General features: G+C 73.0%; 22 protein-coding genes. 8 read left to right on the top strand and 14 right to left on the bottom strand.

The window, feature by feature from the left end; genetic code table 11:
* Positions 1–4: 4 nt before the first annotated feature.
* Together H3H34_RS07695 and H3H34_RS07690 are read right to left on the bottom strand one after the other, a co-directional pair.
* Entirely contained in the window at positions 5–676 is a 672-nt protein-coding gene (locus tag H3H34_RS07695) for an HdaA/DnaA family protein (protein ID WP_194744670.1), read from the bottom strand.
* Positions 669–1,910 (bottom strand): heavy-metal-associated domain-containing protein, encoded by a 1,242-nt coding sequence (locus H3H34_RS07690; protein WP_194744669.1) that lies wholly within the window; start codon positions 1,908–1,910, stop codon positions 669–671. Before H3H34_RS07690 ends, H3H34_RS07695 begins: the two co-directional genes overlap by 8 nt.
* Before the next feature lie 76 nt (positions 1,911–1,986).
* Between H3H34_RS07690 and purM the strand changes: the two genes are divergently transcribed.
* Together purM and purN are read left to right on the top strand one after the other, a co-directional pair.
* Positions 1,987–3,060 (top strand): phosphoribosylformylglycinamidine cyclo-ligase, encoded by a 1,074-nt coding sequence (gene purM, locus H3H34_RS07685; protein WP_194744668.1) that lies wholly within the window; start codon positions 1,987–1,989, stop codon positions 3,058–3,060.
* Complete coding sequence (gene purN, locus H3H34_RS07680; RefSeq protein ID WP_194744667.1) at positions 3,053–3,682, top strand: phosphoribosylglycinamide formyltransferase; 630 nt, start codon at positions 3,053–3,055, stop codon at positions 3,680–3,682. Before purM ends, purN begins: the two co-directional genes overlap by 8 nt.
* 6 nt (positions 3,683–3,688) lie before the next feature.
* Here purN and H3H34_RS07675 read toward each other — a convergent pair whose 3' ends face one another.
* Positions 3,689–5,323 carry a GMC family oxidoreductase gene (locus H3H34_RS07675; protein ID WP_194744666.1) on the bottom strand — a complete coding sequence of 545 codons (1,635 nt, stop codon included), beginning with the start codon at positions 5,321–5,323 and terminating at the stop codon, positions 3,689–3,691.
* 414 nt (positions 5,324–5,737) lie between these two features.
* Here H3H34_RS07675 and prsK point away from each other — a divergent pair, with 414 nt between their 5' ends.
* Both prsK and prsR read left to right on the top strand, forming a co-directional pair.
* Positions 5,738–7,918, top strand: coding sequence for an XrtA/PEP-CTERM system histidine kinase PrsK (gene prsK, locus H3H34_RS07670; RefSeq protein WP_194744665.1), 2,181 nt, complete (start codon positions 5,738–5,740; stop codon positions 7,916–7,918).
* An 11-nt stretch (positions 7,919–7,929) separates the two neighbouring features.
* Positions 7,930–9,321, top strand: coding sequence for a PEP-CTERM-box response regulator transcription factor (gene prsR, locus H3H34_RS07665; RefSeq protein WP_194744664.1), 1,392 nt, complete (start codon positions 7,930–7,932; stop codon positions 9,319–9,321).
* A 112-nt stretch (positions 9,322–9,433) separates the two neighbouring features.
* Here prsR and H3H34_RS07660 read toward each other — a convergent pair whose 3' ends face one another.
* Positions 9,434–9,889: a hypothetical protein gene (locus tag H3H34_RS07660; RefSeq protein ID WP_194744663.1), complete on the bottom strand. Its 456-nt coding sequence runs from the start codon at positions 9,887–9,889 to the stop codon at positions 9,434–9,436.
* A gap of 310 nt (positions 9,890–10,199) precedes the next feature.
* Between H3H34_RS07660 and H3H34_RS07655 the strand changes: the two genes are divergently transcribed.
* Complete coding sequence (locus H3H34_RS07655; protein ID WP_194744662.1) at positions 10,200–10,847, top strand: TetR/AcrR family transcriptional regulator; 648 nt, start codon at positions 10,200–10,202, stop codon at positions 10,845–10,847.
* A 135-nt stretch (positions 10,848–10,982) separates the two neighbouring features.
* Here the strand turns inward: H3H34_RS07655 and H3H34_RS07650 are convergent, their stop codons facing one another.
* The 5 genes from H3H34_RS07650 to H3H34_RS07630 form a co-directional block, all read right to left on the bottom strand.
* Positions 10,983–14,210 (bottom strand): error-prone DNA polymerase, encoded by a 3,228-nt coding sequence (locus H3H34_RS07650; RefSeq protein ID WP_194744661.1) that lies wholly within the window; start codon positions 14,208–14,210, stop codon positions 10,983–10,985.
* Positions 14,211–14,295: 85 nt separating this feature from the next.
* Positions 14,296–15,810 (bottom strand): Y-family DNA polymerase, encoded by a 1,515-nt coding sequence (locus tag H3H34_RS07645; RefSeq protein WP_194744660.1) that lies wholly within the window; start codon positions 15,808–15,810, stop codon positions 14,296–14,298.
* Entirely contained in the window at positions 15,719–16,531 is an 813-nt protein-coding gene (locus H3H34_RS07640; RefSeq protein ID WP_194744659.1) for a damage-inducible mutagenesis protein, read from the bottom strand. Before H3H34_RS07640 ends, H3H34_RS07645 begins: the two co-directional genes overlap by 92 nt.
* A 105-nt stretch (positions 16,532–16,636) precedes the next feature.
* Positions 16,637–17,299 (bottom strand): potassium channel family protein, encoded by a 663-nt coding sequence (locus H3H34_RS07635; RefSeq protein ID WP_194744658.1) that lies wholly within the window; start codon positions 17,297–17,299, stop codon positions 16,637–16,639.
* Positions 17,292–18,623, bottom strand: coding sequence for a TrkH family potassium uptake protein (locus H3H34_RS07630; protein ID WP_328831556.1), 1,332 nt, complete (start codon positions 18,621–18,623; stop codon positions 17,292–17,294). Before H3H34_RS07630 ends, H3H34_RS07635 begins: the two co-directional genes overlap by 8 nt.
* Before the next feature lie 122 nt (positions 18,624–18,745).
* On the opposite strand from H3H34_RS07630, the gene H3H34_RS07625 reads away from it, so the two are divergent.
* Positions 18,746–21,370: a M1 family metallopeptidase gene (locus H3H34_RS07625; protein ID WP_194744657.1), complete on the top strand. Its 2,625-nt coding sequence runs from the start codon at positions 18,746–18,748 to the stop codon at positions 21,368–21,370.
* Here H3H34_RS07625 and H3H34_RS07620 read toward each other — a convergent pair.
* Positions 21,367–22,086: a pirin family protein gene (locus H3H34_RS07620; RefSeq protein WP_194744656.1), complete on the bottom strand. Its 720-nt coding sequence runs from the start codon at positions 22,084–22,086 to the stop codon at positions 21,367–21,369. The genes H3H34_RS07625 and H3H34_RS07620 overlap by 4 nt on opposite strands.
* Before the next feature lie 93 nt (positions 22,087–22,179).
* Positions 22,180–22,413: a hypothetical protein gene (locus H3H34_RS07615; RefSeq protein ID WP_194744655.1), complete on the bottom strand. Its 234-nt coding sequence runs from the start codon at positions 22,411–22,413 to the stop codon at positions 22,180–22,182.
* 83 nt (positions 22,414–22,496) lie between these two features.
* On the opposite strand from H3H34_RS07615, the gene H3H34_RS07610 reads away from it, so the two are divergent.
* Positions 22,497–23,147 carry a class I SAM-dependent methyltransferase gene (locus H3H34_RS07610; RefSeq protein WP_194744654.1) on the top strand — a complete coding sequence of 217 codons (651 nt, stop codon included), beginning with the start codon at positions 22,497–22,499 and terminating at the stop codon, positions 23,145–23,147.
* Between the two features lie 2 nt (positions 23,148–23,149).
* Here the strand turns inward: H3H34_RS07610 and H3H34_RS07605 are convergent, their stop codons facing one another.
* From H3H34_RS07605 to H3H34_RS07595, 3 genes are read right to left on the bottom strand one after another with little or no spacing between them, the layout of a single operon-like run.
* Entirely contained in the window at positions 23,150–23,413 is a 264-nt protein-coding gene (locus H3H34_RS07605; protein ID WP_194744653.1) for a DUF6489 family protein, read from the bottom strand.
* Entirely contained in the window at positions 23,410–23,742 is a 333-nt protein-coding gene (locus H3H34_RS07600) for a TraR/DksA family transcriptional regulator (protein WP_194744652.1), read from the bottom strand. Before H3H34_RS07600 ends, H3H34_RS07605 begins: the two co-directional genes overlap by 4 nt.
* Positions 23,739–23,990, bottom strand: coding sequence for a YdcH family protein (locus H3H34_RS07595; RefSeq protein WP_194744651.1), 252 nt, complete (start codon positions 23,988–23,990; stop codon positions 23,739–23,741). The genes H3H34_RS07600 and H3H34_RS07595 overlap by 4 nt, the downstream gene beginning before the upstream one ends.
* A gap of 146 nt (positions 23,991–24,136) precedes the next feature.
* Between H3H34_RS07595 and radA the strand changes: the two genes are divergently transcribed.
* Positions 24,137–25,504, top strand: a complete 1,368-nt coding sequence (gene radA, locus H3H34_RS07590) for a DNA repair protein RadA (protein WP_194744650.1) — start codon at positions 24,137–24,139, stop codon at positions 25,502–25,504.
* The last annotated feature ends 6 nt before the right edge of the window (positions 25,505–25,510 follow it).

The following is a 25,510-nucleotide window of genomic DNA, read 5'->3' as shown; positions in this document are numbered from 1 at the left end:
CCTTCTATGCGCCCGGATCGTGAACGGGGAAAGACGGCAGCGCGTCTTCCGCGGCGGTGCTGCGTGCCAGGTCGAGGAGGGCGGCGCGCGCCAGAGGGATCGACAGCGGCCGCCGCTCGGCGAGCGCGGCGGCATCGAGCGCGGCGACGGCCGCGGCAACCGCAGCGAAGCTGCGCTCGATTCGCTTCAGCACATAGGGGCCGAGCTCGGGCGGCGGCGTGATCCCCCGGTCCCGCCAGAGCTTGGCGAAGAGGTGGAGGAGAAGAGCGTCGTCGGGCGGGCCGATCCTGACGATGGGGGTGGCCGCGAGGCGCGAGCGAAGGTCGGGAAGCTTCACGTGCCAGTCCGCAGGTGCGCTGCGGGCGGCAAGGAGGAGCGGGCGGCGCGCGTCCACCGCCTCGTTCCAGGCATGGAACAGGGCCTCGTGCGAGACCGCGCGGTCGGCGTCGTCGAGGAACCGGGCGTTGGCGCGGCGGGCGAAGATCTGGCCGAGGTGGGTCTTGCCCGAACCCTCCGGCCCCACGAGGAGCGCCACGGGCACGGGCCAGATGGCCCAGCCGTCGAGGAAGCGGACGGCCTCGGCATTGGCGGGCGAGACGTAGAAGTCCTTCTGGCCCCGCGCTGCCTTCCAGGCGAGCGGAAGCGGCAGCTGGCCTCCCCTCCCGCCCTCAGCCATCCCCGCCTCCCGGCAGCGCTGCCGGGTCGGGGGGAGGCGCCGGGGCCGCGGGCGGCGGCGGGGCCTCCTCCGCGCGGAGGCGGCGGAGAAGCCGGCCCTCGAGCCGGAGGCCCTGCTCTTCCACGGCGCGCGCAAGCGACTCGAGCTCGAGCGCGGTTGCAACCGCCAGCGTCGAGCGGCCGCCGATGACGAAGCTCTGCAGCCGGACCGAGGTCACACCCGGCGTTTCCCGGAGCGCCCGCTCGATCGCCTCGAGGGTCGCGCTGTCGGGCGTGTCCACCTCGAGCGTGACGTTGGCGACGGCGACCCGGGCGCCAAGCTCGGGCGCGAGCTCGGGCACCTCGGCCTCCTCCTGGGCGGGCAGGGACAGGAGCGCGTCCGGAACGAGGAGCCCGGAGGCCATCGCGGTGGTGTAGACCCGGTCGGCCTCGCGCACGGCAGCGTCGAGGAGGGCGGGAATGTCGCCGTCCTCCCGCGCAAGCTCGAGCCGGGCGAGCAGCCGCGCCGAGGGGCCGAAGCGCAGGAACAGCCGGGCGCGCGCCGGGCCGCCGAGGTGGGAGCGCTCGAGGACAAGCTCGGGGATGAGGACGTCGGCGGTCTGGTAGCGGTCCATCAGCAGGCGCCAGAGCGGGATGTCGAGCCGCTCGGCCTGCCAGGCGGTGAGCAGGAGCGAGTCGGTGGCGTTCGCGCGCAGGCGCACATAGTCCACCGCCGACTCGCCGGCGCGGAACCGGAGCCACGCCTCGACCCAGGGATTGCCCGGCTCGTAGCCCATGCGTGTGCCGGCATCCTGGAGGACTGGAAGCACGAGCATCGGCGGCGACTGCACGAGCGGGGCGTAGCGGCCGAGCCAGGGCGCGGCGCGGGCCCGGTCGAACACGACGGCAAGGCGCGCGATGTAGCGGCCGTTGCGGACCGCCTCGCGCTCCACCTCGATCGCCGCCACCATCTGGTCGAGCGCAGAGTCGGTGACGCGCGGGGCCTGGGCCGGCGGCGCGCCAGACAACCGCGCCCAGAGCTGCGGCCAGGCGAGCCTCTGGGCCTGGCGCCAGCCCGCCTCGCGCGCGGCGCGGTTGGTCTTGGCCGTCTCGTCCACCTCGATTCCCGGCACGACGAGTCCCCCCGATTCCCCCACCGCCTCGGGCGCGGCCGGCATCGGGTTGGCGCGCTGGGCCGAGGCCGGGGCCGCAAGGAGCGCGAGGATGGCGAGACAGGCGGGCGCGCGGGCTGGCACTCGGGCTCCTTGCCCCGCCGCGCCCGGCGAGGAAAGGGGTTGGGCCTCCGGGTGGCTGCGGCTAGGGCAGGCGGCCATGCAGGAGTCGCCCCCGCCGCGCCCTTCGACCTACGCCGAGGCCGGAGTCTCGATCGCCGCGGGCAACGCGCTCGTGCGTGCCATCGCCCCGCTGGCCCGCGCCACCCGGAGGCCGGGGGCGGATGCCGAGCTCGGCGGCTTCGGCGCCTTCTTCGATCCGAGGGCGGCCGGCTTCCGCGACCCGCTGCTGGTGGCGGCGACCGATGGCGTGGGCACCAAGCTCCGGCTCGCCATCGCCACCGGGCGCCACGGCGGCGTGGGGCAGGATCTGGTCGCGATGTGCGTGAACGACCTTCTCGTGCAGGGGGCCGAGCCGCTGTTCTTCCTCGACTATTTCGCGACCGGCCGGCTTGACCCTGACGTTGCCGAAGCTGTCATCGCCGGCATCGCCCGCGCCTGCGCCGAGGCGGGCTGCGCGCTCGTCGGCGGCGAGACGGCGGAGATGCCGGGCATGTACGCGGCCGGCGACTATGATCTCGCCGGCTTCGCGGTGGGGGCTGTGGAGCGCGGGCAGCAGCTGACGGGGGCCGCCATCCGGCCCGGAGACGCCGTCCTCGGGCTCGCCTCCTCGGGAGCCCACTCCAACGGCTATTCGCTCATCCGCCGGCTGGTCGAGGGACTCGACCTTGACGCGCCCGCCCCCTTCGCGCCGCACGAGACGCTTGCCGACGCCCTCCTCCGCCCGACCCGGCTCTACGTGCGGAGCCTCTTGCCCCTCATCCGCGCCGGGCAGGTGCGGGGCCTTGCCCATGTGACGGGCGGCGGGCTTCTCGAGAACCTGCCGCGCGTGCTGCCCGAGGGCACGCGTGCCCTCCTCGACGGCAGCGCCTGGCGCTGGCCGCCGCTCTTCGGCTGGCTCGCCGAACGGGGGGCAGTGACACCGGCGGAAATGCTGCGCACCTTCAACTGCGGGGTGGGCATGGCGGTCGTCGTGGCGCCCGGCGAGGCGGACGCGGTGGCGGCTGCGCTTCGCGCGGCAGGCGAGACGGTGCTCGCCCTTGGCCGGATCGAGGCCGGGCGCCGGGGGGTCGAGATCGCGGGCGACGGCTGGACTGCCGCGCACGATGCCTGAGCCCGACGGCGCGGGCGGCGGGCCGACGCGGCCGGGCCGGCGGGTGCGGCTGGCCATCCTCATCTCGGGGCGGGGCAGCAACATGGAGGCGATCGCCCGGGCGGCGCAGGCTTCCGACTATCCGGCCGAGGTGGTGCTCGTGGTCTCGAACCGGGCGGAGGCGGCGGGTCTGGCCCGGGCCGCGGCGCTCGGCGTGCCGACCGCGGTGGTGCCGCACCGGGAGTTTCCTTCGCGCGAGGCGTTCGAGGAGGCGCTCCATGCCCTCCTCGCGGCCCATCGCGTCGAGGCAGTGGCGCTTGCCGGCTTCATGCGGGTGCTGACCGAAGGGTTCGTCCGCCGCTGGGAGGGGCGAATGGTCAACATCCACCCCTCGCTGCTGCCGCTCTACCCGGGGCTCGACACGCATGCCCGGGCGCTGGCCGCTGGCGACCGCGAGGCGGGGGCCACCGTCCATCTCGTGACGCCCGTCCTCGACTCCGGCCCCGTGCTGGCACAGGCGCGGGTGCCGGTGCTGCCGGGCGACACGCCCGAGACGCTTGCCGCCCGCGTGCTCGAGGCCGAGCTTGCGCTCTATCCGCGGGCGATCGCCGACTGGTTGCGCCCCTGGGCCGCCGCAGGCTGAGGCACCTCAGGCGGCAAGCGCTCGGCGCGCGTCGGCGAGGATCGAGTCGGCCAGCTTCTCCGCCATCATGATGGTCGGCGCGTTGGTGTTGCCCGAGACGAGGCGCGGCATGAGCGAGGCATCGACGACCCTGAGGTTCCCGATGCCGTGAACCCGCCCGGCCGGGTCGGTGACGGCAAGCGGGTCGGACGCCGGGCCCATGCGGCAGGTGCCGACCGGGTGGTAGATGGTGGAGCCGTGCTCGCGGACGTGGGCGAGGAGATCCTCGTCGCTCGTCACGGCAGGGCCGGGGAGGATCTCGCGCTCCATGTAGGGCGCGAGCGCGGGCTGGCTCGCGATCACCCGCGCGAACTTCATGCCGGCGACGATCGTCTGGCAGTCGAGCGGGTCGGCAAGGTAGTTGGGGCGGATGGCGGGGGCCGCAAAGGGGTCGGGCGAGGTCACGTGGATGGTGCCGCGGCTCTCTGGCCGGAGCTGGCAGGGCGCGATGGTGAGGCCCGGCGCGCGCTCGAGCTCCCACTCCTGGGTCTCGACGAAGCGCGCCACGTCGACCGTGGCGGGGAGGATGTGATACTGGACGTCGGGCCCGGCAAGGCCCGGGCGCGAGCGCCAGTAGGCCTGCACATGCGCAGCCGAGAGGGTGAGGAGCCCCCGGCGCGTCGCGAGGTAGCGCAGCGCCTCGACACCGAGCCGCCAGCCCCGGCTCATCTGGTTCACCGTGACCGTGCCCGGCTTCAGCCGGAACTGGCACGAGGTGACATAATGGTCCTGCAGGTTCGCCCCCACGCCGGGGAGGGCATGCCGCACGGGAATGCCGGCGGCTGCGAGCACCGCAGGGTCGCCGATGCCGGAAAGCTCGAGGAGCTGGGGTGAGTTGACCGTGCCGCCGCAGAGCAGCACCTCGCGCGTGGCGCGCACCTCGATCGACCGGCCGCCCTGGCGGTAGCGCACGCCCGTCGCGCGCCGCCCCTCGAACAGCACCGCTTCCGCCTGCGCGCCCGTCTCGACCCGGAGGTTCGGCCGGCGCATCGCCGGGCGAAGGTAGGCCATCGCCGCCGACCAGCGCCGGCCGTTCTTCACGGTCAGCTGGAAGTAGCTGATGCCGTCCTGCTCGGGGCCGTTCACGTCGTCGTTGAAGCGCAGGCCGGCCTGCATGCCCGCGGCCACCACCGCGTCGGACACAGGGTGGCGGGTGGTCGCGTCGGAGACGTGGAGCGGACCGTCGGTGCCGTGCCACGGGTCGCCCAGCCGCTCGTTCGCCTCGGCCCGGCGGAAGTAGGGCAGCACGTCGGCATAGCTCCAGCCGGTCGCCCCGAGCTGCGCCCAGCCATCATAGTCCGCCGGCTGGCCGCGCACGTAGAGAAGGCCGTTGATGGACGAGGAGCCGCCGAGCACCTTGCCTCGCGGCCAGACGTGGACGCGCCCGCCGGAGCCCGGGTCGGGCTCGGTCTGGAACAGCCAGTTGACCTTCGGGTCCTTGAGCGTCCGGGCGTAGCCGACCGGCACGTGGATCATGAGGCTCCGGTCCTCCGGGCCGGCCTCGAGCAGCAGCACCCGCAAGGAGGGGTCTGCCGTCAGCCGGTTGGCCAGCACGCAGCCGGCCGAGCCCGCGCCCACGATGACGTAGTCGACCTCGCTCACGGCGTCTCTCCCTCCACCGCTCCCCCGGGCCCGACGCCGCCAAGATCCCGCGCCTGGCCCTTGCGCCGGCGCAGATTGGCGCGGAGCGCCGCGGCGAGGCGGGCGGCACGATCCCCCGCCGCGCCAGCCGCGCCGCCCCTTCCCCTGCCAGCGCGACCCTGCGTTGGGCTCTCTGGCTCGTGTGGCCTCTTTCCCTGCACCTGACCGCCGGACCCGTTGCTGCGCGCCAACTGTCGGAAGATTTGCCACCCCTTGTAAAAAATGGCTACACGGCTGTCGAGGTCGGCCGTCCAGACTTGGCGCGGCTGGCCCGCCGGGGCATCAGGCGCGAGGCCGGACGGATGCGGGCCGGCGCGGGTTGGAGAGCGGCGCGCAGGTCAAGGGCGGCGGTCGGGAGTCGGGGAGGTCGGGGCGATGGCGGCCGGAGTGGCGGGCTCGGTCAGCGGCATCGGGATCGTGAGCCACCTCGTCGCGTGCGGCGCGTTTCTCGCACTCGCCGTCTGGCTCCTGTTCCACGCGCGCGAGCGCATCTTCGGCCTTCTCGTCGCCGGAGCCTCGACGATCGTCGCCGGCTGGGCCGGGCTGACCGCGCTCGCCTTCGCCTACGGGTTCGAGCGGGTCCCGGGCGTTGGCCAGGCCGAGACGCTCCGGACCGCGGGCTGGCTGGTGGTGCTGCTCCTCGTCCTCCAGCGCCCCTGGGGGATGGACCGGAACCTCCGCTCCGGCTTCGTCGTTGCCGCAGGCCTCGGCTTCCTTGTCGCCCTCGAGCTTGCTCTCGACTCGGTCCTCGGGCCCGCCGTCGCCCTACGCCCCGACCTCGTGAGCGCACCGGCCCCCCTCCTCTCGGTCGTGGCGCGACTGGTGCTCGCCATTTCGGGGCTGGTTCTCGTCCACAACATCCACGTCTCTTCGCGCGACACGCGCGGCCCCGCGATCCGCTTCTTCCTGGTCGCCCTCCTCGTCGTCTTCGCCTACGACCTCAATCTTTACACCCTCCAGTTCCTGCTGGGCGAGCTGTCGGTCGTGCTCGTCGAGCTCCGGGGTGCCGTCAACGCGCTTGCCGTTCCCCTGCTCTTCATCGCCTTCCGGGATGAGGCGACCAACCGCTTCGCCCTCTCGCGCGACGCCGCCTTCTCGACCATCAGCTTCGCGGCCATCGGCGTCTACCTCATCTTCATGTCGCTGCTCGCCTACGGTCTCCGGCTCGCCGGCGGCGACTGGGGCGTCGTGCTGCAGGTGATGTTCCTCGCCGTCACCCTCGTCGGCGGCGCGTTGGTGGCCCTCTCGCCGGCGGTCCGCGCCCGCCTTCGCGTGCTGATCGCCCGCAACTTCTACCGCTACCGCTACGACTACCGGGCGGAATGGTTGCGCTTCCTCGACAAGCTCGACGCCGTGGGGAGGCCCGGCGCGGCCCCGCAGCCCATCCGCGAGCGCGTGATCGAGGCGGTGGCGACGGTCGTGGACGCCCCCGGGGGGCTCCTCCTCGAGCCGGACGAGGAGGGCGGCTTCCGCGAGACCGCGCGCTGGAACTGGGGCGGGCTCGATCCGGAGGCGGTGGCCGAGGCATTCCGGCCGGACTCGCCGCTCGTCGCCTTCATGGCCGAGACCGGCCGGGTGGTCGACTTTGACCAGGTTCGCACCGATGCGCCGGGCTCCGGCCGCAACGAAGGTCACCCGCGGCGGGCGGACTGTGCGGAGGTGCTGCTCGCCGACCGGACCGTCTGGCTCGCCGTTCCGCTCCCGCATCGGGGCCGGCTGCTGGCTGCTCTCCTGCTCGAGCGAAGCCTTGCCGTCCGCGACCTCAACTGGGAGGACTATGACCTGCTGCGAACCCTGGGGCGCCAGGCGGCGAGCTACCTCGCCGAGGCCGCAACCCAGATGGCACTCGACGAGGCGCGGAGCTTCGAGGAGTTCAACCGCCGCTTCGCCTTCGTGATGCACGACCTCAAGAACGTCGTGAGCCAGCTCGCGCTCGTCACCCGCAATGCCGAGAAGCACATGGAGAACCCCGCGTTCCGGGAGGATCTGCTCGCGACGCTCCAGGCCAGCGTGACCAAGATGACCGACCTCCTGGCGCTGATGGGCCGGCAGCAGGAGGCGGACACCCCGGCCCCGCCTGCCGCGGACGCTCCGGCCGAGGTGGTCGATCTCGCGCGGGTTGTTGCCGTGGTGGCCGCTTCCGCCCGCCGCGCTCATGCCGCGCTGGAGGTCGAGGGGATCGAGGAGAGCGTACCCGTGGCCGGAGACGCCGGGCGGCTCGAGACGATGCTCGCCCACATCGTCCAGAACGCGATCGACGCAAGCGCGCCCGATGCGCCGGTCACCATCCGCCTCGAGCGCACGGCGCGCACCGCGCGCCTGTCGGTCATCGACCGCGGCCATGGCATGTCGCGGGCCTTCATCCGCGAGGAGCTGTTCCGGCCGTTTCGGTCGAGCAAGGCGAAGGGCTTCGGCATCGGCGCCTTCGAGGCGCGCGAGATCGCCCGGACGCACGGCGGGCGGATGGAGGTCACCAGCAAGCCCGGCGAGGGAAGCCGATTCACCATCACGCTGCCGCTCGCGGCGAAAAGCCGCCCGCGGCTCGAGCGGGCCTGAGGAGACGAGCCATGCCGAGAAGCGCAACGAGTGCCAGGCGCGTCGAAGGGACGGAACGTCCCGTCCTGCTCGTCGTTGAGGACGACCTCGGGCTCCAGCGGCAGCTGAAATGGGCCTACGACGGCTACGAGGTGGTAGCCGCCGCCGACCGGGAGGCCGCGCTCGCCCTCGTCGAAGAGCACCGGCCGGATGTCGTGACGCTTGATCTCGGGCTGCCGCCCGACCCCGACGGTGTGAGCGAAGGCTTCGCGACCATGGAGGCAATCCTCTCTCGGGCGCCCCATACCAAGGTCATCGTCGCCTCCGGCCACGGCGCCCGCGAAAGCGCCCGCCGGGCGATCGCCATGGGCGCCTTCGACTTCTACCAGAAGCCGGTCGACATCGACGAGCTCGGCTTCATCGTCGGCCGGGCGTTCCATGTCGCCCGGCTCGAGGCGGAGAACCGCCGCCTTCAGGAGCAGAGCGCGGCAAGCCCCCTTGCCGAGGTGGTCACCGGCTCGCCCGAGATGCTCCGGGTCTGCGCCATGGTCGAGCGCGTGGCCTCCAGCAACGTCTCGGTGCTGCTGCTCGGCGCGTCGGGCACGGGCAAGGAAGTGCTCGCACGCGGCCTTCACCGGGCCTCGCCGCGCCGGGACGGCCCGTTCGTCGCCATCAACTGCGGCGCCATCCCCGAGAACCTGCTCGAGGCCGAGCTGTTCGGCTACGAGCGCGGCGCCTTCACCGGTGCCTTCAAGACGACCGAGGGCAAGATCGAGCTGGCCCAGGGCGGCACGCTCTTCCTCGACGAGGTGGGCGACATTCCAATGCCACTCCAGGTGAAGCTGCTGCGCTTCATCCAGGAGCGGGTCATCGACCGCATCGGCGGCCGCAAGCCCATCCCGGTCGACGTGCGGATCGTCTGCGCGACCCACCAGAACCTGAAGCAGATGATTGCCGACGGCAGCTTCCGCGAGGATCTCTATTACCGCATCGCCGAGGTGAGCATCACCATTCCGCCGCTCAAGGACCGGGGCGGAGACCCGGTTCTGCTCGCCAACCACTTCCTTCGCCGGCACGCGGCCGCGCAAGGAACGGTGCCGCTGCGTCTCTCACCCGGCGCGCTCGCTGCCATCAACGCCCACGGCTGGCCCGGCAACGTCCGCGAACTGGAGAACAGGGTCAAGCGCGCGGTCATCATGGCCGAGGGCCCGGCGATCACCGCCGAGGATCTCGATCTGGTCGACTCCGCGGAGACCCGCCCGGTGACGCTGCGGGAAGCCCGTGCCATCTCCGACCGGCGGGCGATCTCGGCCGCGCTCGCCGCGTCAGGGGGCAGCATCAGCCAGGCCGCCAAGCTGCTCGGGATCAGCCGGCCCACCCTCTACGACATGATGCGCGACCTCGGCATCGACGGCGACGCCTGACCGGGCGGCCCTTGAGCGCCCGCACCGGCGCGGGCGAGGCCGGCAGCGATGCCGCCCGGGCTTCGGGAGCCGCCCGGCCGCCTTGGCGAAGGCACGGGTGGGACCGGCGCGATCAGTTCCGGCCCCGGGCCGCTTCCGCCTCGGCAATGCGCGCGGCCACTTCTGCGATCAGCCGGTCGATCCGTTCCTGCTCGGCGCGGGGGTCGACCGGCTCCGGGCCCCGCGGGGAAGGATCGATGGGCCGGCCGGCCCCAGCGCGACCCGCCGCGCCGGACGCCGACGTCGTGGCAGAGGTCCGTGCGTTCCATGGCCTCTCGCGCAGGTTCGAGAGGATCCAGCGGGCAAGCCGCGTGTCGTCGGGGGCGCGTGCCCCCGAGCCGGAACCGAAGGGCGCCATCGTCTCGGCCACGCCGCCGATCGCCCGGCTGAGAAGCCGGGTCTCGAGCACCTCGAAGGCGCACTCGAGAACCGAGTCCCAGCGCGCTGCGAACAGCGGGTCGCGGGCGCGCTCGGCAAGCGCCGACGTGCGCGTGCGTCCCACGAGCCGAGCTGCCTCGACCACGGACATGCCCTCGGCAAGGCGGGCAATGAAAGTGGTGCGCTCCCGCTCGGTCCACGGGGCGGCCGGGTCACGGGGGCGTCGCGGGCGGCGCACAGCCCGTGCCTCGGCGTTGCGCGCGGGGTGGCGCGGCTCCTTCCGCTTCCGCGTCCCCGCAGCGGATGGCGTTCTCGACGGAACGGAGGCGTCAGCGCGGTTCGCTCGATTCATGCATCATTCATAACCATAATGGACATTGTAGGACAGATGCGTCATTCTGTCAGAAGCCCTTGCGCTCGCCGGCTTGCCGCTGGCCTTCCGGCGACGTAACAATCGAGCGATGCACGTTTCGGAGCCGGGACCGGTTGCCCTTCGGGAGGATCCCCAGCCTGCGGGCCGGCCCGACGGCCGTCGCCTCCGCTCCCTCTCCAGCCGCAATCGGATCGTGGCCGCCCTCGTCGCCCTCGTCGAGGAGGGCAATCTCGCGCCCACGGCCGAGACGGTGGCGGACCGGGCCGGCCTCTCGCTCCGGACCGTCTTCCGCCACTTCGAGGACATGGACCGGCTCTACCTCGAGATTGCGGGGGTGATCCTCGATCGCGCGCAGACGTTCATCGACAAGCCGTTCGCGGCAAGCGGCTGGCCGGAGATCCTGCCGGAGATCGTCGCCCGCCGGGCCGAGTTCTACGAGGCTGTCGCGCCGTTCAAGCGGGCGCTCGACATCTACCGCAACCGGTCCGCGGCGCTCGATGCCGCGGGTGCCGAGATTGCCCTCATGAGCCGGAACGTCTTCCTCGCGCGCGTGCCCGAGGACGCGCGGCCGGATCCCGCGAGCCTTGAGGCCATGGTTCTCCTGATAAGCATCGAGAGTTGGCTCCAGCTGCGCAAGGTCCACGGCCTGGACATTGCCGCTGCCCAGGCGGCGGTCCTGGCCGGCGTGCGGGCGCTGGCGGCCAATGGCCGGTCCGGACTCATGGCCGCCAGCTAGCCCTCGTCGGGTCTTGGGCATTGGCAGGCCGCGTTCCGGTCGGGGGCGGCCGTGGTGCTTCGGCAGGCGGCCGCCTTCAGGTGGTGGGCAAAGGTTCCGGTGCATGCTGCGCCATTGGCCAGCCAGCGCGGCCGTTCAGCGCGCGACCCGAATGGCCCGCGGGTGGCCGATGCCCGAGGAGCGGAAGGCAAGGCGCGGCGCTTCGTCCCGCACGCGGGCATCCGGGCCGCCGCCGCCGCGCGCCTCGTCGCCCCGGCTTGCCGGCACCCTCCAGTCCCGTTCGCCGACGGTGGCAAGAAGCGGGGAGAGGTCGGCAAGGCGGCGGGCGACGAGGTGGATCACCTCCCCCTCGCGCTGGACGACGCCGTCGACGCCCAGCATCGAGGCCGAAAGGATGAGGCGCCGCTCGGCCTCGAACAGCTGCGGCCAGATGACGACGTTGGCCTGGCCCGTCTCGTCCTCGAGCGTTGCGAACATGACGCCCTTCGCCGAGCCCGGCTTCTGGCGGACGAGGATGATGCCGGCACCCCGGAACGGCCGGCCGTCTGGCACCCCGGCAAGCGCGGCGAGCGGGCGGTGGCGGGTGCGTGCGAGCTCGGCGCGGAGGAAGGCGAGCGGGTGGGCGCGCAGCGTGAGTGCGGTTGCCCGATAGTCCTCGACCACTTCGGCGCCTTCGCGCATGGGCCTGAGCACCACCTGGGGCTCCGGCCCCTGCTGCGCAGCATCGGCCGCAGCAAAGAGGGGGAGAGGCGTTTCGCCGAGGCCCTTCACCCCCCACAGCGCCTGCCGCCGCGAGAGGCCGAAGGCGCGGAAGGCATCGGCCTCGGCAAGCCGCTCGAAGGCAGCGCGGGAGGCGCCGCTGCGGCGGTGGAGAAGCGCAAGCTCGGACACACCGGCGCGGGCGGCGAGGATCCGCTCCGCGTCGGCTTGCGCGAGACCCTTCACCATGCGCAAGCCGAGCCGCAGCGCAAGCCGGCCGCCCTCGCCCGGTTCCAGCGTGCAGTCCCACTGGCTTGCCGCGATGCAAACGGGCCGCACCTCGACTCCATGCTCGCGCGCGTCGCGGACGATCTGGGCGGGCGCGTAGAAGCCCATCGGCTGGGAATTCAGAAGCGCGCAGGCGAAGACCTCGGGGTGGTGGCACTTCATCCACGAGGAAGCATAGGCGATGAGGGCGAAGGAGGCGGCGTGGCTTTCCGGGAAGCCGTAGGAGCCGAAGCCCTCGATCTGGCGGAAGGTCTTCTCGGCGAACGCGGCATCGTAGCCGCGGGCGACCATGCCCGCGACCAGCTTGTCGCGGAAGTGGGAGACGCCGCCAGTGAACTTGAAGGTCGCCATCGAGCGGCGGAGCGCATCGGCTTCTGATGCCGTGAAGCCGGCGCAGACGATCGCCACCTTCATCGCCTGCTCCTGGAAGAGCGGCACGCCGAGCGTCTTGCCCAGCACGCGCTCGAGCGCGGGCGAGGGGAAGCTGACCGGCTCCTTCCCCTCGCGGCGGCGGAGATAGGGGTGGACCATGTCCCCCTGGATGGGGCCGGGGCGGACGATCGCGACCTCGATCACGAGATCGTAGAAGGTGGCGGGCTTGAGCCTCGGCAGCATCGCCATCTGCGCCCGGCTCTCGATCTGGAAGACGCCGAGCGTGTCGGCGCGGCGGATCATGGCGTAGGTCGCCGGATCCTCGGCCGGGATGGTGGCAAGGTCGAGGTCGAGCCCCTTGTGGGTGCGCAGCAGGGCGAAGGCGCGGCGCAGGCACCCCAGCATGCCCAACCCCAGCACGTCGACCTTCATGAAGCCCAGCGCCTCGATGTCGTCCTTCTCCCACTCGATCACCTGCCGGTCGGGCATGGCCGCGGGCTCGATGGGGACGAGGCGGTGGAGCGGCGCCTCGGTCAGCACGAAGCCGCCGGGGTGCTGGGAGAGGTGGCGCGGCGTGCCGATGAGCTCGCGGGCAAGCGCGAGGGTGAGCGCCAGGCGCCGGTCCGTCGGGTCGAGCCCGAGGTCTGCCGCGTGGCGTGCCTCCACCCCTTCGGACGACCAGCCCCAGACCTGGCCGGCAAGCGCTGCGGTCACGTCCTCAGGAAGGCCGAGCGCCTTGCCCACCTCGCGCACCGCGCCCCGCGCGCGGAAGCGGGAGACGACGGCGGTGAGCGCCGCGCGGTCGCGGCCATAATGGTCGTAGATCCACTGGATGACCTCCTCGCGCCGTTCGTGTTCGAAGTCGACGTCGATGTCGGGCGGTTCGTTGCGCTCGGTCGAGATGAAGCGCTCGAAGAGAAGCTCCGAGCGGACCGGGTCGATCGCGGTGATTCCGAGCACGTAGCAGACGGCGGAGTTGGCCGCCGAGCCGCGCCCCTGGCAGAGGATGCCGCGCGAGCGTGCGAAGCGGACGATCGCATGAACGGTCAGGAAATAGGGCGCATAGCCCATCTGGCGGATGAGGCCGAGCTCGTGGGCGAGCTGGGCACGGACGGCGGGCGGGACGCCATGGGGGTAGCGGGCGGCAGCCCCCTCCCAGGTGAGCTTCTCCAGCGTCTCCTGCGGGGTGAGCGACGGGTCCGGCCGTTCCTCGGGATACCGATAGCGGAGGTCGGCGAGCGAGAAGGCGAGGCGCTCGGCAAGCCGCTCCGCCTCGGCAAGCGCCTCGGGATAGAGCGCGAAGCGCCGCGCCATCTCGGCAGGGCCGAGCAGGTGGCGGTCGGCATGGTGGGTGCGCCGGGCGCCCAGCGTGTCGATGGTGCATTTGAGCCTGATGCAGGCGAGCACGTCGGCGAGCATCTGGCGCGACGGCGCGTGGTAGAGCGTGTCGGCAAGCGCGATGGTGGGAAGGGCGAGGCGGCGGGCGAGCGCGTCGAGCCGGGCAAGCCGCGCCGCCTCGCCCGGAAGCCGGCGCAACGCGAGGCCGATGCGGCCCGAGCGGGGGAAGATGGCAGCGAAGGCTTCGGCGTCGGCAAGGGTCAGGCGCGCCGGCACCAGCACCGCCTCGAGGCCATGGGCGTGGGCCGCCACATCCTCCCAGCCGATGCGGCACTGCCCCTTCCCGGCGCGCCGCTTGCCGATGGTCAAGAGCGTCGTGAGCTCGCCCCAGCCGGCAAGGTCGCGCGGGTAGACGAGGAGCGAGGCGCCGGCCGTGCCATCATCGCGGGTGAGGTCGAGCCGGCAGCCAGGAATGTGGCGCAGGCCCGTGGCCTTCGCAGCGAGATGGGCGCGCACTAGGCCCGAGACCGTGTTCCGGTCGGTGATGGCGAGCGCCTTCCACCCCTGCGCGGCGGCGGTTGCGAACAGCTCGTCGGCCGAGGAGGCGCCGCGCAGCAGCGAGAAGTGGGACGTGACCTGAAGGAGCGTGGAAGGCGCGCGACTCACGTCGCCAAGCTAGCCTGCGTTCTTGTTCCGTTCCACCCTGACCGATGACCGGCCCTCCTCCGCGCGCGTCGGGCCGGGGGTGTCGTCAGCCGCCGAACAGGCCGTGGAGGTGCCAGGAGAAGTCCCCGGTGGCCGGGTCCTCGCCGTCGCCGCGGCGGAACAGCCAGAAGCGGGTGCCCTCCTCGTCCTCGACCAGGAAATAGTCGCGCACGGCGCCTTCCCCGGCGGTGCCCGTCCACCATTCGCCGTGCATCCGCTCGGGGCCGTCGGCGGCGCGCACGCGGTGGCGGCGGCCGCGCCAGACGAAGAGCGCGGGCGGCCGGTCGGGCAGCATGGCGATCGCCTCGACCCGCTCGGGCGGCTCGACGAGGCGGGTGGGGCGCGGGAGATGCGCGGGCCAGCCGCCGGCGACGGGCGCAAGCGGCGACGCGCGCGCGACGCTTGATTCCGGGAAGGCGGCGGCGCGCGGGGCGAGGCGGAAGACCGCGCCTTCGCCGAGCCGGGCGGCGAGCCGGTCCACCGTCTCGGCCATGCCCGGCGCCATGTCCGCCCCCCGCTGTTCGGGCGGGAGCGGTGCGGCAAGCGGGCAGGCAAGGGTTGCCGCCTCGATCCCGAAGCCGGGGTCCACGCCTTCGACGAGCAGGTGGAGGAGGCGGGAAAGATGCGCGACCTCGCGGCTGGGGGCGGCGGTGCCGGCGCGGACGGCGGCGACCGAGCCGTCGAGGCGCTGGAACAGGAGGTCGAGCCGGCGCGCGCCCTGCCCCCTTTGCGCGAGCTTCTGGCAGAGCAGCGGGACCAGCCGGTCGATGAGGGCGTGGAGTGCCTCGGCGTGGGACACCGGTTCGGCGAGGCGGAGCGTGGCGGCGAGCGGCTCCGGGTGGGGGAGGAAGGCGAGCGGCTCGCCCGCGCGGCCGAGCGCCTGGTCGAGCCGGCGGAGGAGGTCGAGCCCGAAGCGCCGGCCAAGGCTGGCGCGCGGCAGGGCGAGGAGATCGCCGATGCTGGCGATCCCCAGCCGGACAAGGCCTGCGGTGTCCTCGGGAGGCAGGCGCAGGGCCGCGACCGGAAGGGGCGCGAGCGCCTCGGGCTGGGCATGGGGTGGCACCACCAGCGTCGCCGCTGGCCCGAAGCGGGCGAGCGCATGGGCGGCACCGGCCGTGTCGGCAAGCGCAGCGCGGGCCGAGAGGCCGGCGCGCCCAAGCCGGGCGACGAGGCCGTCGAGCATCCGCGCTTCGCCCCCGAAGAGGTGCGAGGCGCCTTCCGCCTCGAGGAAGAGGCCATCGGGCAGGTCGAGGGCGACGAGCGGGCTCATCCGCTGGCGCAGCCAGTGGCCAAGCCGTTCAAGCGCTTCGGCATCGGCGGCGGCGTCGTGCGGCTCGGCATGGAGGCCGGGCAGCCGCGCGCGGACGCGGGCGAGCGGCTCGCCCGGCCTGACGCCGAGGTGCAGCGCCTGCTGCGAGGCAGCCGCCACCTCCTGCCGGTTGCCGCTGGTGCGGACGAGGACGAAGGGCTCAGGCGGCGGCCCGGCCGGCGCGCTGCGGCGGGCGCGCAGCAGCCGCTCCGCCGGCCAGTTCGGCAGCCACAGCGAGACGAGACGGGGCATCGGATGCTCCGGAGACGTCGACGAGCCAGGTGCGGGGAAGCGCTGCGGCGGCAGCGCCGCGGGCGCGGGCGAGGGTGAGGGCGAGCCGCGCCGGCCCGAGGCCTGCGCCGCCGACCCCGGCGAACAGCGGGCGCGTGGCGGGAAGGGCGGAGGGTGCAGGCGCGACCTGCCAGGCAGTGCGGGCGGCGGTGGGAAGGGCGGGCCCCGGCGTGCGGACGAGGAGGAGGGCGAGCGTGCCGCGGGCCTCGCAGCGGAGCTGGAGCCGGCGCGAGGCGGTCATGAGCCAGGGGCCGGCCCTGCCGATCTCGCCGACCACCACGGCGGCTGCGCCCATCGCCTCCTCCATGGCGGCGAGCGTGGCATGGTCCCCATCGGCGCAGGCGACGACGAGACGGCCGGGCGCGAGGCCGGCGCGGGCAAGCCCGGGGGCGAAGAGGTCGCGCAAAGGTGTTGCCCACAGCACCTCGCCACCAGTGCTGGCGAGGCGGCGGGCGGCGAGGTGCGCGGCGAGGAAGGCGGTTGCGGCATGGGCATGGGGGGTGTCGGGGAGGAGGAGGTGGAGGGCGTGGGCTTCGAGCCCGCCGCCGAGCGCCGTGTCGATTGCGGCGGCGCCGAGCGGCAGGCGTTCGACCGGGCCGGAGGGGCCGGTCTTCGCGAGGGTGGCGAGGCGGGCCAGCCGTTCGGGTGGGACGGGGGCGAATCGGGGTGGGGCGGAGCGCATCGTTCGTCTTTTGTTCTATTTCTGTTCCGAGCGTGCAAGCGGACTCTTTGTCCCCCTCCCCCCAGCGCGGGCCGGCGATGCCCGTCGTGCCCCGCGCCGGCTCTCTCAGGCCAGCTGGGTGAAGCGCTCCACCTGCTCGGTCGGCCCCGAGACGATGAGGATGTCGCCGCGCTCGATCACCGTCGCCTCGGTCGCGTAGGTGAAGCAAGCGCCCGGCCGCTTCACGCCCACCACCGTCACGCCGTACTTTTCGCGAATGTGCGTGTCGGAGAGCGGCCTGCCCACCAGCACTTCGGGCGGGGTGGTCTTCACGAAGGCGTAGCCGTCATCGAGCTCGATGAAGTCCATCATCCGTGTCGAGACCAGGTGGGCGACGCGGCGGCCGCGGTCGGCCTCGGGCATCACCACGTGGTGCGCGCCGGTGCGCTGGAGGATGCGCTTGTGGCGTTCGTTCACCGCCTTGGCCCAGATGACCGGCACTCCGAGTTCGGACAGCGCCAGCACCGTCAAGACGCTCGCCTCGAGGTCGCTGCCGATGGCCACGACCGCTGCACCCAGCTCGTGCACGCCAAGCCGCTTCAGCGTCGCCGGGTTGGTCGCATCCGCCTGGACGACGTTCGCGAACTCGTCGGCCATCTGCTGGACGATCTCCATCCTCTCGTCGATCGCGAGGAAGTCGCGGCCCATGCGCGCGAGCTCGCGGGCAACCGCGGTGCCGAAGCGGCCGAGACCGATGACGGCGACGGCATCGATGCGGCTTTCAGCCAATGATCGGGCGCTCCTCCGGGAAGCGATACTGCGGCCGCCCGGCGCGGAGTGCAACCGCGGCGGCCACCGTGATGATGCCCACCCGGCCGACGTACATGAGGGCCGCCATCACCACCTGCCCCTCGGGCGGCAGTGCGGCGGCAGCCCCGGTCGAGAGCCCCACGGTCGCGAACGCCGAGATGGCATCGAAGATCACGAACTGGATGGGAATCTCGGCCATGGCGAGAAGGATGAGCACGGCCAGGCTCACCGTGCCGACCGAAAGCAGGGCAAGGAGGAGGGCCTGGCGCTGCACGTCGGGCGCGATCCGCCGGCGGAAGATGTTGGCATCCGCCTGGCTGCGCGCCTCGGCGAGCGCCACGAAGCCGAGGAGGAAGAAGGTCGTCACCTTGATCCCGCCGGCGGTCGAGGCGCTGCCGCCGCCGATCATCATGAGCCCCCAGGTGAGCGCCTGGGTCTCGTCGTGCAGCGCCGTCATGTCCATCGTCGCAAAGCCGCCGCTTCGGGTCATCACGGAGTGGAACAGGGCTTCGAGAAGCTTCCAGCCGGCAGGCGCAGGGCCGAGCGTCTGCGGATTCGCCCATTCCGCCACCAGCGTGACGAGCCAGCCCAGGAGGAGCAGGAACGCGCTTCCGGCAAGCGTCAGCTTGGTGTGGATCGACCAGGCCGACGGCGTCCGCCACTCCTGCCGGAGCTCGTGGAGCACGGGAAAGCCGAAGCCGCCGAGCAGCACGCCCAGCATGAGGCCGCAGAGGAGGAGCGCGTCGCGCGCCATGCCGGGCATGGCAACGGCGGAGAGCGCGAAGCCGGCGTTGTTCCACGCCGAGACCGCGTGGAACAGCCCGTTCCAGAGCGCGTCGGGAAGCGCCATGCCGTCGCCCAGCAGGAAGTTCGCGGCAAGGACCAGCGCGAGCACCCCTTCGACCGCGAAGGTGAGCGTGACGACCACCCGGATCACGCCGCCGACATCGCCCATGTCGAGCGAGCGCAGCTCGGCCCGCTGAAGGATTCGCGATGACAGCCGGTTCCGCCCGGTCACCAGAAGGCCCAGCAGCGTCGCTCCCGTCATGATGCCGAGGCCGCCGAGCTGGCAGAGCAGCAGGATGACGGCGTGGCCGAGGCCCGACCAGTAGCTCGCCGTGTCGACGACGGTGAGGCCGGTGACGCAGAAGGCCGAGGTGGCGGTGAACAGGGCGACGACGAAGGGAGCCGCGCCTTCGCCCGCGCGCGCGGCCGGCAGCATGAGGAGCGCGGTGCCAAGGGCGATTCCGGCGAGGAACGCCGCCGGAATGATGCGTGTGGGATGGAGGATGGTGGATGTCACGCTGCCCTGCCGGCCCTTCTTGCCCCACTTCGCCCGGCCCGCAAGGGACGGGTCTTGGCGGCGCGCAAGGCGCAGCCTAGGCTCGCGCCAGTCCGGACCGCGGGTCCGATGCGGAGCGACAGATGGTCCGGATCCTCCTTGCCCTGCTTGCCCTCGTCCTTTCGCCGGCGTCGTGGGCCGGCGTGCCGGCCGGCGAACTGCCGGACACCGCCCGACCGCTCGCCTACCGGATCGCGCTGCGGATCGATCCGGCTGCCGCGCGCTTCTCGGGCGAGACCGTCATCGACGTCGCGCTCGAGGCCCCGGCCGAGACCCTCTTCCTTCACGGGCGCGGGCTTGCCATCACCCGTGCCGAGGCCGTGACGGCAGCGGGCAGGCGGATCCCCACGACCACCCGGCAGGTTCACGACACCGGCGTCCTCGAGCTCCGCTTCGCCCGCGCGCTTCCCCCCGGCCAGCACCAGCTGCGCTTCGTCCACGAGGCCCCCTTCATGACCGCAGCGGAAGGGCTCTACCGCGTGCAGGTGGGCGAGCGCTGGTATGCCTGGACCCAGTTCCAGGCCATCGACGCCCGCCGCGTCTTCCCCGGCTTCGACGAGCCCCGCCACAAGACCCCCTTCACCCTCTCGCTGACCGTGCCGGAGGGGGTGAAAGCCTTCGCCAACACGCCCGAGGTCGCGGCCCGGCCCGTCGGGCGGGGCTGGACCCGGCATGATTTCGCACCCTCCGAGCCGCTGCCCACCTATCTCGTCGCGCTTGCCGTCGGCGACTTCGACGTCGTGGAGTCAACCATCCCGCCGAACGCGGTGCGTGCCCGCCCGCTGCCCTTCCGCGCCATCGCAACGAAGGGGCAGGCGCCGCAGCTCGCCTTCGCCGTCACCGAGACGCCGAAGATCCTGGCGCTCGCCGAACGCTACTTCGGCACGCCCTATCCCTTCGCCAAGCTCGACGTGATCGCCTCCCCCATCATGGGCGGCGCCATGGAGAATGTCGGGCTCGTGACCTTCGATGACACGCTCCTCCTTCTCGGTGCCGATGCGCCGCTCCAGCAGGTGCGCGCCTTCGGCGTGGTGATGGCCCACGAGCTTGCCCACATGTGGTTCGGCAACCTCGTCACCCCGCGCTGGTGGGACGACATCTGGCTCAATGAGAGCTTCGCGACCTGGATGGGCAACCAGCTCGCGCTCGAGTGGCGGCCCGACCTCGGTATCCGCGAGCTCGAGCTTGCCGAAGCGCTCGAGGCCATGGACGAGGATTCGCTCGCGGTCGGCCGGCCGGTCCGCCAGCCGATTGCCGACAGCGCCGACATCAATGCCGCCTTCGACCGGCTGACCTACCAGAAGGGCGGCCAGATCATCCGCATGTTCGAACGCTACCTCGGGCCCCAGACCTTCCAGCGCGGCGTCCGCCTCCACCTCGAGCGCTACCGCTTCGGCACCGCCGACTCGCAAGCCTTCTTCGCCTCGATGGCCGAGGCGAGCGGCAACCCCGGCCTCGTCGACGCCTGGCGGAGCTTCGTCGACCAGGAGGGCGTGCCGCTGGTGCGCTTCGCCACCGCGCCGGGCGGTACCTACACGCTCGCCCAGTCGCGCTATGCCCCGATCGGCGGCGCGACCGACGACGGCCGGCTCTGGCGGGTGCCGGTCTGCGCGTCCTCGGGCGAAGGCGTGGCCTGCACGCTCCTCGACGCGCGCGAGGGGCGGATCGGCCCCGTGACTGGGACCGCGCCCTGGGTTGCCGGCAATGCCGGCGGGGCCGGCTACTACCGCTTCGACCTGCCGCCAGCGGACTGGAGCCGGCTGCTTGCCGCGGGCCCCGCCCTCCCCGCCGCCGAGGCGATGACCGTAGCCGACAGCATCTGGGCCGGCTTTGCCGCGGGCACGACGCCGTTTTCGCGCGTGCTGGCCGCGGCCGAGGCCTTCGCCCCGCACCCCGAGCGGCTGGTGGCCACCTGGCTCGCCTTCGATGTCACGCGGGTCGCGCGCGAGGCGCTTCCGGCAGCGGAGCATGGCCGGCTGGAGGCCCGGCTGCGCGCCCTCTACGGCCCCCGGCTTGCCGCCCTCGGCCTCGACCCGGCGCGCGGCCGCTACGCGAGCGAGAACCCGGACACCCGCCAGCTCCGCCAGACGCTCGCCGCCATCCTCGCGCTCGACGCCCGCGACCCGGCCGTGCGGGCAACGCTGCGGACGGCCGCCGAGGCCGCGCTGGCCGGCAACCCGGACGCGCTCGACCCGGCCTTCCGGGCGATGGCCTTCGCGGTGCTGGCCGAGGAGGGCGGGCCGGCTGCCGCCGACCGGCTGCGGGACGCGCTCGTCGCCTCGGAGGATCCGCTGTTTCGCCGCCATGCCGCAAGCGCGCTCGGTGCCCAGCGCGACGTGGCAGGCGCGGCCCATGTCCTTGGCTTCGTGACCGACGCGCGCCTCCAGAACCTCGAGGCGCTGTCGATCCTCGGCGGCCTCTTCCAGCGCCAGGCCACGCGGGCGACGGCGCTCGCCTTCGTCGAGCGTGACTGGGTGCGTCTCAAGCCCCGGATCGGCGGCCTGCTCGGCGGCTTCGCGGGCGCAGCCGGCGGCTTCTGCGCGGAGGCGGACGCGCGCGAGGTGGAGCGGGTGTTCCGTCCGAGGCTTGCCGAGCTGGGGGCAGGAAGCCTCGAGCTCGACCGGCCGCTCGCCGCCATCCGCCGCTGCGCTGCGCTTCAGGCCGCGACCGGCGCCGATGTCCGCCGGAGCTTCGGCCTGCCGCGCTAGGCGCCGCCCACCGGCGTCGCCGGCAGCGTCTCGACGAGCAGCAGTTCGCTGGCCTCGAGCGCCTCGATCTCGAGCGCATCAAGGTCGCGAATGGCCACGCCGTCGCGCGCGGCAACCTCGATCCCGTTGACCCGGAAGCGCCCCGTCGCGCCGACGAGATAGGCGCGCCCGCCAGGCGCCAGCGCGACTTCGGTCCTCTGCCCGGCCGCGAGCGTCGCACCGAGCAGCCTGGAGTCGGCCTCGATGGAACATGCGTCCTCGTCGCCGAGGCCCGAGGCGAGGGCCACGAACCGCCCGGCGCGCGCGGTCTTCGGGAAGGCCTTCATGCCCCAGGCCGGGACGATGCCGCGCACGCGGGGCTCGATCCAGATCTGGAAGATGCGGGTCTCGACGGGCTCCTCGTTCCACTCGGCGTGGGTGACGCCGGTGCCGGCCGACATCACCTGCACGTCGCCGGCTGCGGTCCGGCCGCGGTTGCCCAGGCTGTCCTCGTGAGTGATTGCACCCTCGCGGACATGGGTGATGATTTCTCTGTCGCGGTGCGGGTGCGGCGGAAAGCCCGAGCGCGGGGCGATCCGGTCGTCGTTCCAGACGCGCAGGCTCCCCCACCCCATCCGCTCCGGATCGTGGTAGGAGGCGAAGGAGACGTGGTGGCGCGCGTCGAGCCAGCCGTGGTTGGCCGCTCCGAGCGTCGCCAGCGGGCGGACGTCGATCATCTGGGTCTCCAGATGTTGGGGGTGTGCCAGAGAGGTGGGCACGTCTCGGCGCCTGGCAACGCCGCAGGGCGAGGCGCTCCCGCCCTCTCGGCCTCAAGGCTCGGGGAAGGCGGTGCGGCAGATGGGCGAGAGCTTGTCGCGGTTGGCGGCAAGGCAGCGCCTGACCCCCTCGCGGCGGGCGAGCGCGACCTGGCCGGGGCACAGACGGAAGGCATCGTCCCGGCAGCTGCGCCGCAGCGTCTCCCGGTCGGGCGAGGCAGGAGGGGCAGGGCCGGTCGCGCCGGCGGAGCCGGCGGCAGCGAGAAGCGCGAGAAGGGCAAGGCGCATGGGGGCGTGCCCCTCGCCCGGCAGGCGGGCTGGCGTCAACCCGCCCCTTTGACCTGCGCCGCCTCCTCCGCCATGCCAGGGCCATGGCTCGCCTCCTCGCGCTCCTCCTCCTGATCCTTGCCCCTTCCGTCCCGGCGCTGGCGCAAGGGGTTGCAGCGCGGCTCCAGGCCCACCCGCTCGAGGACCCGGCGCGCGGAGTCATTGCCAACCGCCCGGCGATCGTCGCCGCGCTCGACCTGCGGCCGGGCCTGGTGGTCGCCGACATCGGCGCCGGAACCGGCGCCTTCATGGAGCCCATCGCCCGGGCCGTCGGGCCGCAGGGGCGCTACATCGCGGTCGACATCGACCGCGACTCTGTGGGGCTGATGCGCGACCGGGCCCGCGCGCTCGGGCTCGGCAATGTCGAAGTGCTGCTCTCCCGGCCGGAGTCGGTGATGCTGGCGCCCGCGAGCGTCGACCTGATGGTCGTGATCGACGCCTACCACCATTTCGACCCAGTGAAGCCGATGCTCGCCTCGATGCTGGCGGCGCTCCGGCCCGGCGGGCAGCTCGTGGTCGTCGACTTCGACCGCACGCCGCAGTCGCCGAAGTGGGTCCGGAACCATGTCCGCGCGGACAAGGCGACCTTCGTGCGGGAGATCACCGAGGCCGGCTTCCGCCTCGACCGGGATCTCGCGGTGCCGGGCCTTGCCGGCCACTTCGTGACGCGGTTCGTGAAGCCGGCGGCCCGCTGAGGCTACTTCTCTTCGGGCTTGGCGCCGCCGCCGAGCCCCGCCGCCGTCCAGAACAGCTGCTGCCAGCGCTCCATGTTTTCGGTGAGGCCAGGCACGCCGGCGGTCCAGCTCCGCATCATCCGCTCGACGTCCGCAGGAGTCAGACCGTTCGTCATCAGCTCCTGCATCCGCGCGACCCACGCCTCGTGCAGCGGCGTGACGTCGGGGAGCCCGAGGAACTGCCGGGCCTCCACAGGAGTTGCCTCCACCTCGATCTCGATCTTCACCGACCGTCTCCGCCCGCCGCGCAGTCGATGCAGGTGACGGCAGTCGGCAGCGCCTTCAGCCGGGCCTCCGAAATCGGGCCCCCGCAGACCACGCAGGTGCCGTAGCTGCCATCGGCAATCCGCGCGAGCGCCCGCCGGATGGCGGCCATTTCCTGAAGCTTCGCGCTTTCCAGCGCCTCGAGCGTGACCTGCTCCTCGATCTCGTTCGCCTGCTCGGCGAAGTCGGCGTCGAGCGGCTCGCGGAGATCCGCCTCGATTTCGGCGAGATCCCCGCCGAGCTCGGCATAGCGGCGCCACAGGCGCACGCGCAGGCTCTCGACCTCGCTCATGCCGCCCCTCGCGCTTCGGCCAGCACCGTCGCCAGCTCGTCGAGCACGTGGAGGCGCGCCTTCTTCAGCTCCTCGGTGCGCGCGTCGGAGGCCGCCTCGAGCCCGAGGCCGATCTGGCCGATCTCCTGGTCGAGCGCGGCATAGCGGTCGGCCAGCGCCCGGAAGTGTCGGTCCTCGGCCTTGAGCCGCCTGAGCAGCGCCTCGTCGTGCGGAAAGATGTCGTGCAGGTCCTGGGGAAGATGGCTCATTCCTGTCCTTTCCTTGGGCGCTCCCTCGCACACCCTGCCGGCGCCGCACCTTGACCGCGGTCAGGAACCGGCCGGGTGTCACCCTAACAGCGCGGGCGGCGCGCGTCACCTTCCGTTCGCGGCCGCGCGCGCCTAGGGTTCTGCCCATGGCACGGCCCCAGGTTCGTCACGTCTGCACCGCCTGCGGCAGCGTGCAGGCGAGGTGGAGCGGGCAGTGCCCCGACTGCGGGGCCTGGAACACGCTCCAGCCCGAAGCGGTGCCGGCTGCCACCCCGTTCGCGCGCCGCCATGCTCTCAAGACCGGCGGCCAGACGCTGGCGCTTGCCGCGCTCGATGCCGCCGTCGCCCTGCCGGAGCGGGTCTCGACCGGGATCGGCGAGCTCGACCGCGCGCTCGGCGGCGGGCTGGTGCCGGGCTCGGCCATCCTCGTCGGCGGCGATCCGGGCATCGGCAAGTCCACGCTTCTCCTCCAGGCGGCCGGCCGCATGGCCCGGGCCGGACGCGCCGTTGCCTATGTCTCGGGCGAGGAAGCGGCCGACCAGGTGCGCCTGCGCGCCCGCCGCCTCGGCCTGGCCGACGCCCCGGTGGCCCTGGCCGCCGCCACCTCGGTGCGCGACATTCTCACCACCCTTGCCGCCCGGCCGGCGCCCGACCTCCTTGTCATCGACTCCATCCAGACCATGCACTCGGACCAGCTCGAGGGCGCGCCGGGCACGGTCTCCCAGGTGCGGGCCTCCGCGCTCGAGCTGGTCGCCTTCGCGAAGGAACGCAACACCGCCCTCGTGCTCGTGGGCCATGTCACCAAGGACGGGCAGATTGCCGGCCCCCGCGTGCTCGAGCACATGGTCGATGCCGTGCTCTACTTCGAGGGCGAGCGCGGTCACCAGTATCGCCTGCTCCGTGCAGTCAAGAACCGCTTCGGCGGCACCGACGAGATCGGGGTCTTCGCCATGGCCGCCGACGGGCTTGTCGAGGTGCCCAACCCCTCGAGCCTGTTCCTGACCGAGCGGGAGCGCCCGGTCCCAGGCGCGGTCGTCTTCCCGGCGCTCGAGGGCACGCGGCCGGTCCTCGTCGAGATCCAGGCGCTGACCGTGCGCGTGCCAAGCGGGGCCACGCCCCGGCGCGCGGTCGTCGGCTGGGATGCGGGGCGGCTCGCCATGGTGCTCGCCATTCTCGAGGCCCGCGCCGGGCTCGCGCTCTCGGGCCACGAGGTCTATCTGAACGTGGCGGGGGGCCTCCGGGTGACCGAGCCGGCGGCCGATCTCGCCGTTGCCGCCGCCCTCGTCTCCGCGCTTGCCGACCGGCCCGTGGCAGAGGGCACGGTCGCGCTGGGCGAGCTTGCGCTTTCGGGCGAGGTACGGCGGGTGGCCCATGCCGATCTTCGCCTGAAGGAAGCGGCGAAGCTCGGCTTCACTGCCGCGCTCGCTCCGCCGGGCACCCGCGGAGTCGGCGCCCTTGGCATCCTCCCCTGCGCCAGTGTCGCAGCCCTCGTCTCCCGCCTCGGCCTGCGCTGAGGCCCT

This window comes from Thermaurantiacus tibetensis, from assembly GCF_015354055.1.
Classification (GTDB): domain Bacteria; phylum Pseudomonadota; class Alphaproteobacteria; order Sphingomonadales; family Sphingomonadaceae; genus Thermaurantiacus; species Thermaurantiacus tibetensis.
Note: the sequence above shows the minus strand (reverse complement) of the source record. Positions and strands in the feature narration are given on the sequence as shown.

Excerpts from the sequence above, each read along its gene's own strand:
- H3H34_RS07695 (WP_194744670.1), bottom strand. The coding sequence starts at position 676 with ATGGCTGAGGGCGGGAGGGGAGGCCAGCTGCCGCTTCCGCTCGCCTGG.
- purM (WP_194744668.1), top strand. The coding sequence starts at position 1,987 with ATGCAGGAGTCGCCCCCGCCGCGCCCTTCGACCTACGCCGAGGCCGGA.
- purN (WP_194744667.1), top strand. The coding sequence starts at position 3,053 with ATGCCTGAGCCCGACGGCGCGGGCGGCGGGCCGACGCGGCCGGGCCGG.
- prsK (WP_194744665.1), top strand. The coding sequence starts at position 5,738 with ATGGCGGCCGGAGTGGCGGGCTCGGTCAGCGGCATCGGGATCGTGAGC.
- prsR (WP_194744664.1), top strand. The coding sequence starts at position 7,930 with ATGCCGAGAAGCGCAACGAGTGCCAGGCGCGTCGAAGGGACGGAACGT.
- H3H34_RS07660 (WP_194744663.1), bottom strand. The coding sequence starts at position 9,889 with ATGTCCGTGGTCGAGGCAGCTCGGCTCGTGGGACGCACGCGCACGTCG.
- H3H34_RS07655 (WP_194744662.1), top strand. The coding sequence starts at position 10,200 with ATGCACGTTTCGGAGCCGGGACCGGTTGCCCTTCGGGAGGATCCCCAG.
- H3H34_RS07645 (WP_194744660.1), bottom strand. The coding sequence starts at position 15,810 with ATGCCCCGTCTCGTCTCGCTGTGGCTGCCGAACTGGCCGGCGGAGCGG.
- H3H34_RS07640 (WP_194744659.1), bottom strand. The coding sequence starts at position 16,531 with ATGCGCTCCGCCCCACCCCGATTCGCCCCCGTCCCACCCGAACGGCTG.
- H3H34_RS07625 (WP_194744657.1), top strand. The coding sequence starts at position 18,746 with ATGGTCCGGATCCTCCTTGCCCTGCTTGCCCTCGTCCTTTCGCCGGCG.
- H3H34_RS07620 (WP_194744656.1), bottom strand. The coding sequence starts at position 22,086 with ATGATCGACGTCCGCCCGCTGGCGACGCTCGGAGCGGCCAACCACGGC.
- H3H34_RS07615 (WP_194744655.1), bottom strand. The coding sequence starts at position 22,413 with ATGCGCCTTGCCCTTCTCGCGCTTCTCGCTGCCGCCGGCTCCGCCGGC.
- H3H34_RS07610 (WP_194744654.1), top strand. The coding sequence starts at position 22,497 with ATGGCTCGCCTCCTCGCGCTCCTCCTCCTGATCCTTGCCCCTTCCGTC.
- H3H34_RS07600 (WP_194744652.1), bottom strand. The coding sequence starts at position 23,742 with ATGAGCGAGGTCGAGAGCCTGCGCGTGCGCCTGTGGCGCCGCTATGCC.
- H3H34_RS07595 (WP_194744651.1), bottom strand. The coding sequence starts at position 23,990 with ATGAGCCATCTTCCCCAGGACCTGCACGACATCTTTCCGCACGACGAG.
- radA (WP_194744650.1), top strand. The coding sequence starts at position 24,137 with ATGGCACGGCCCCAGGTTCGTCACGTCTGCACCGCCTGCGGCAGCGTG.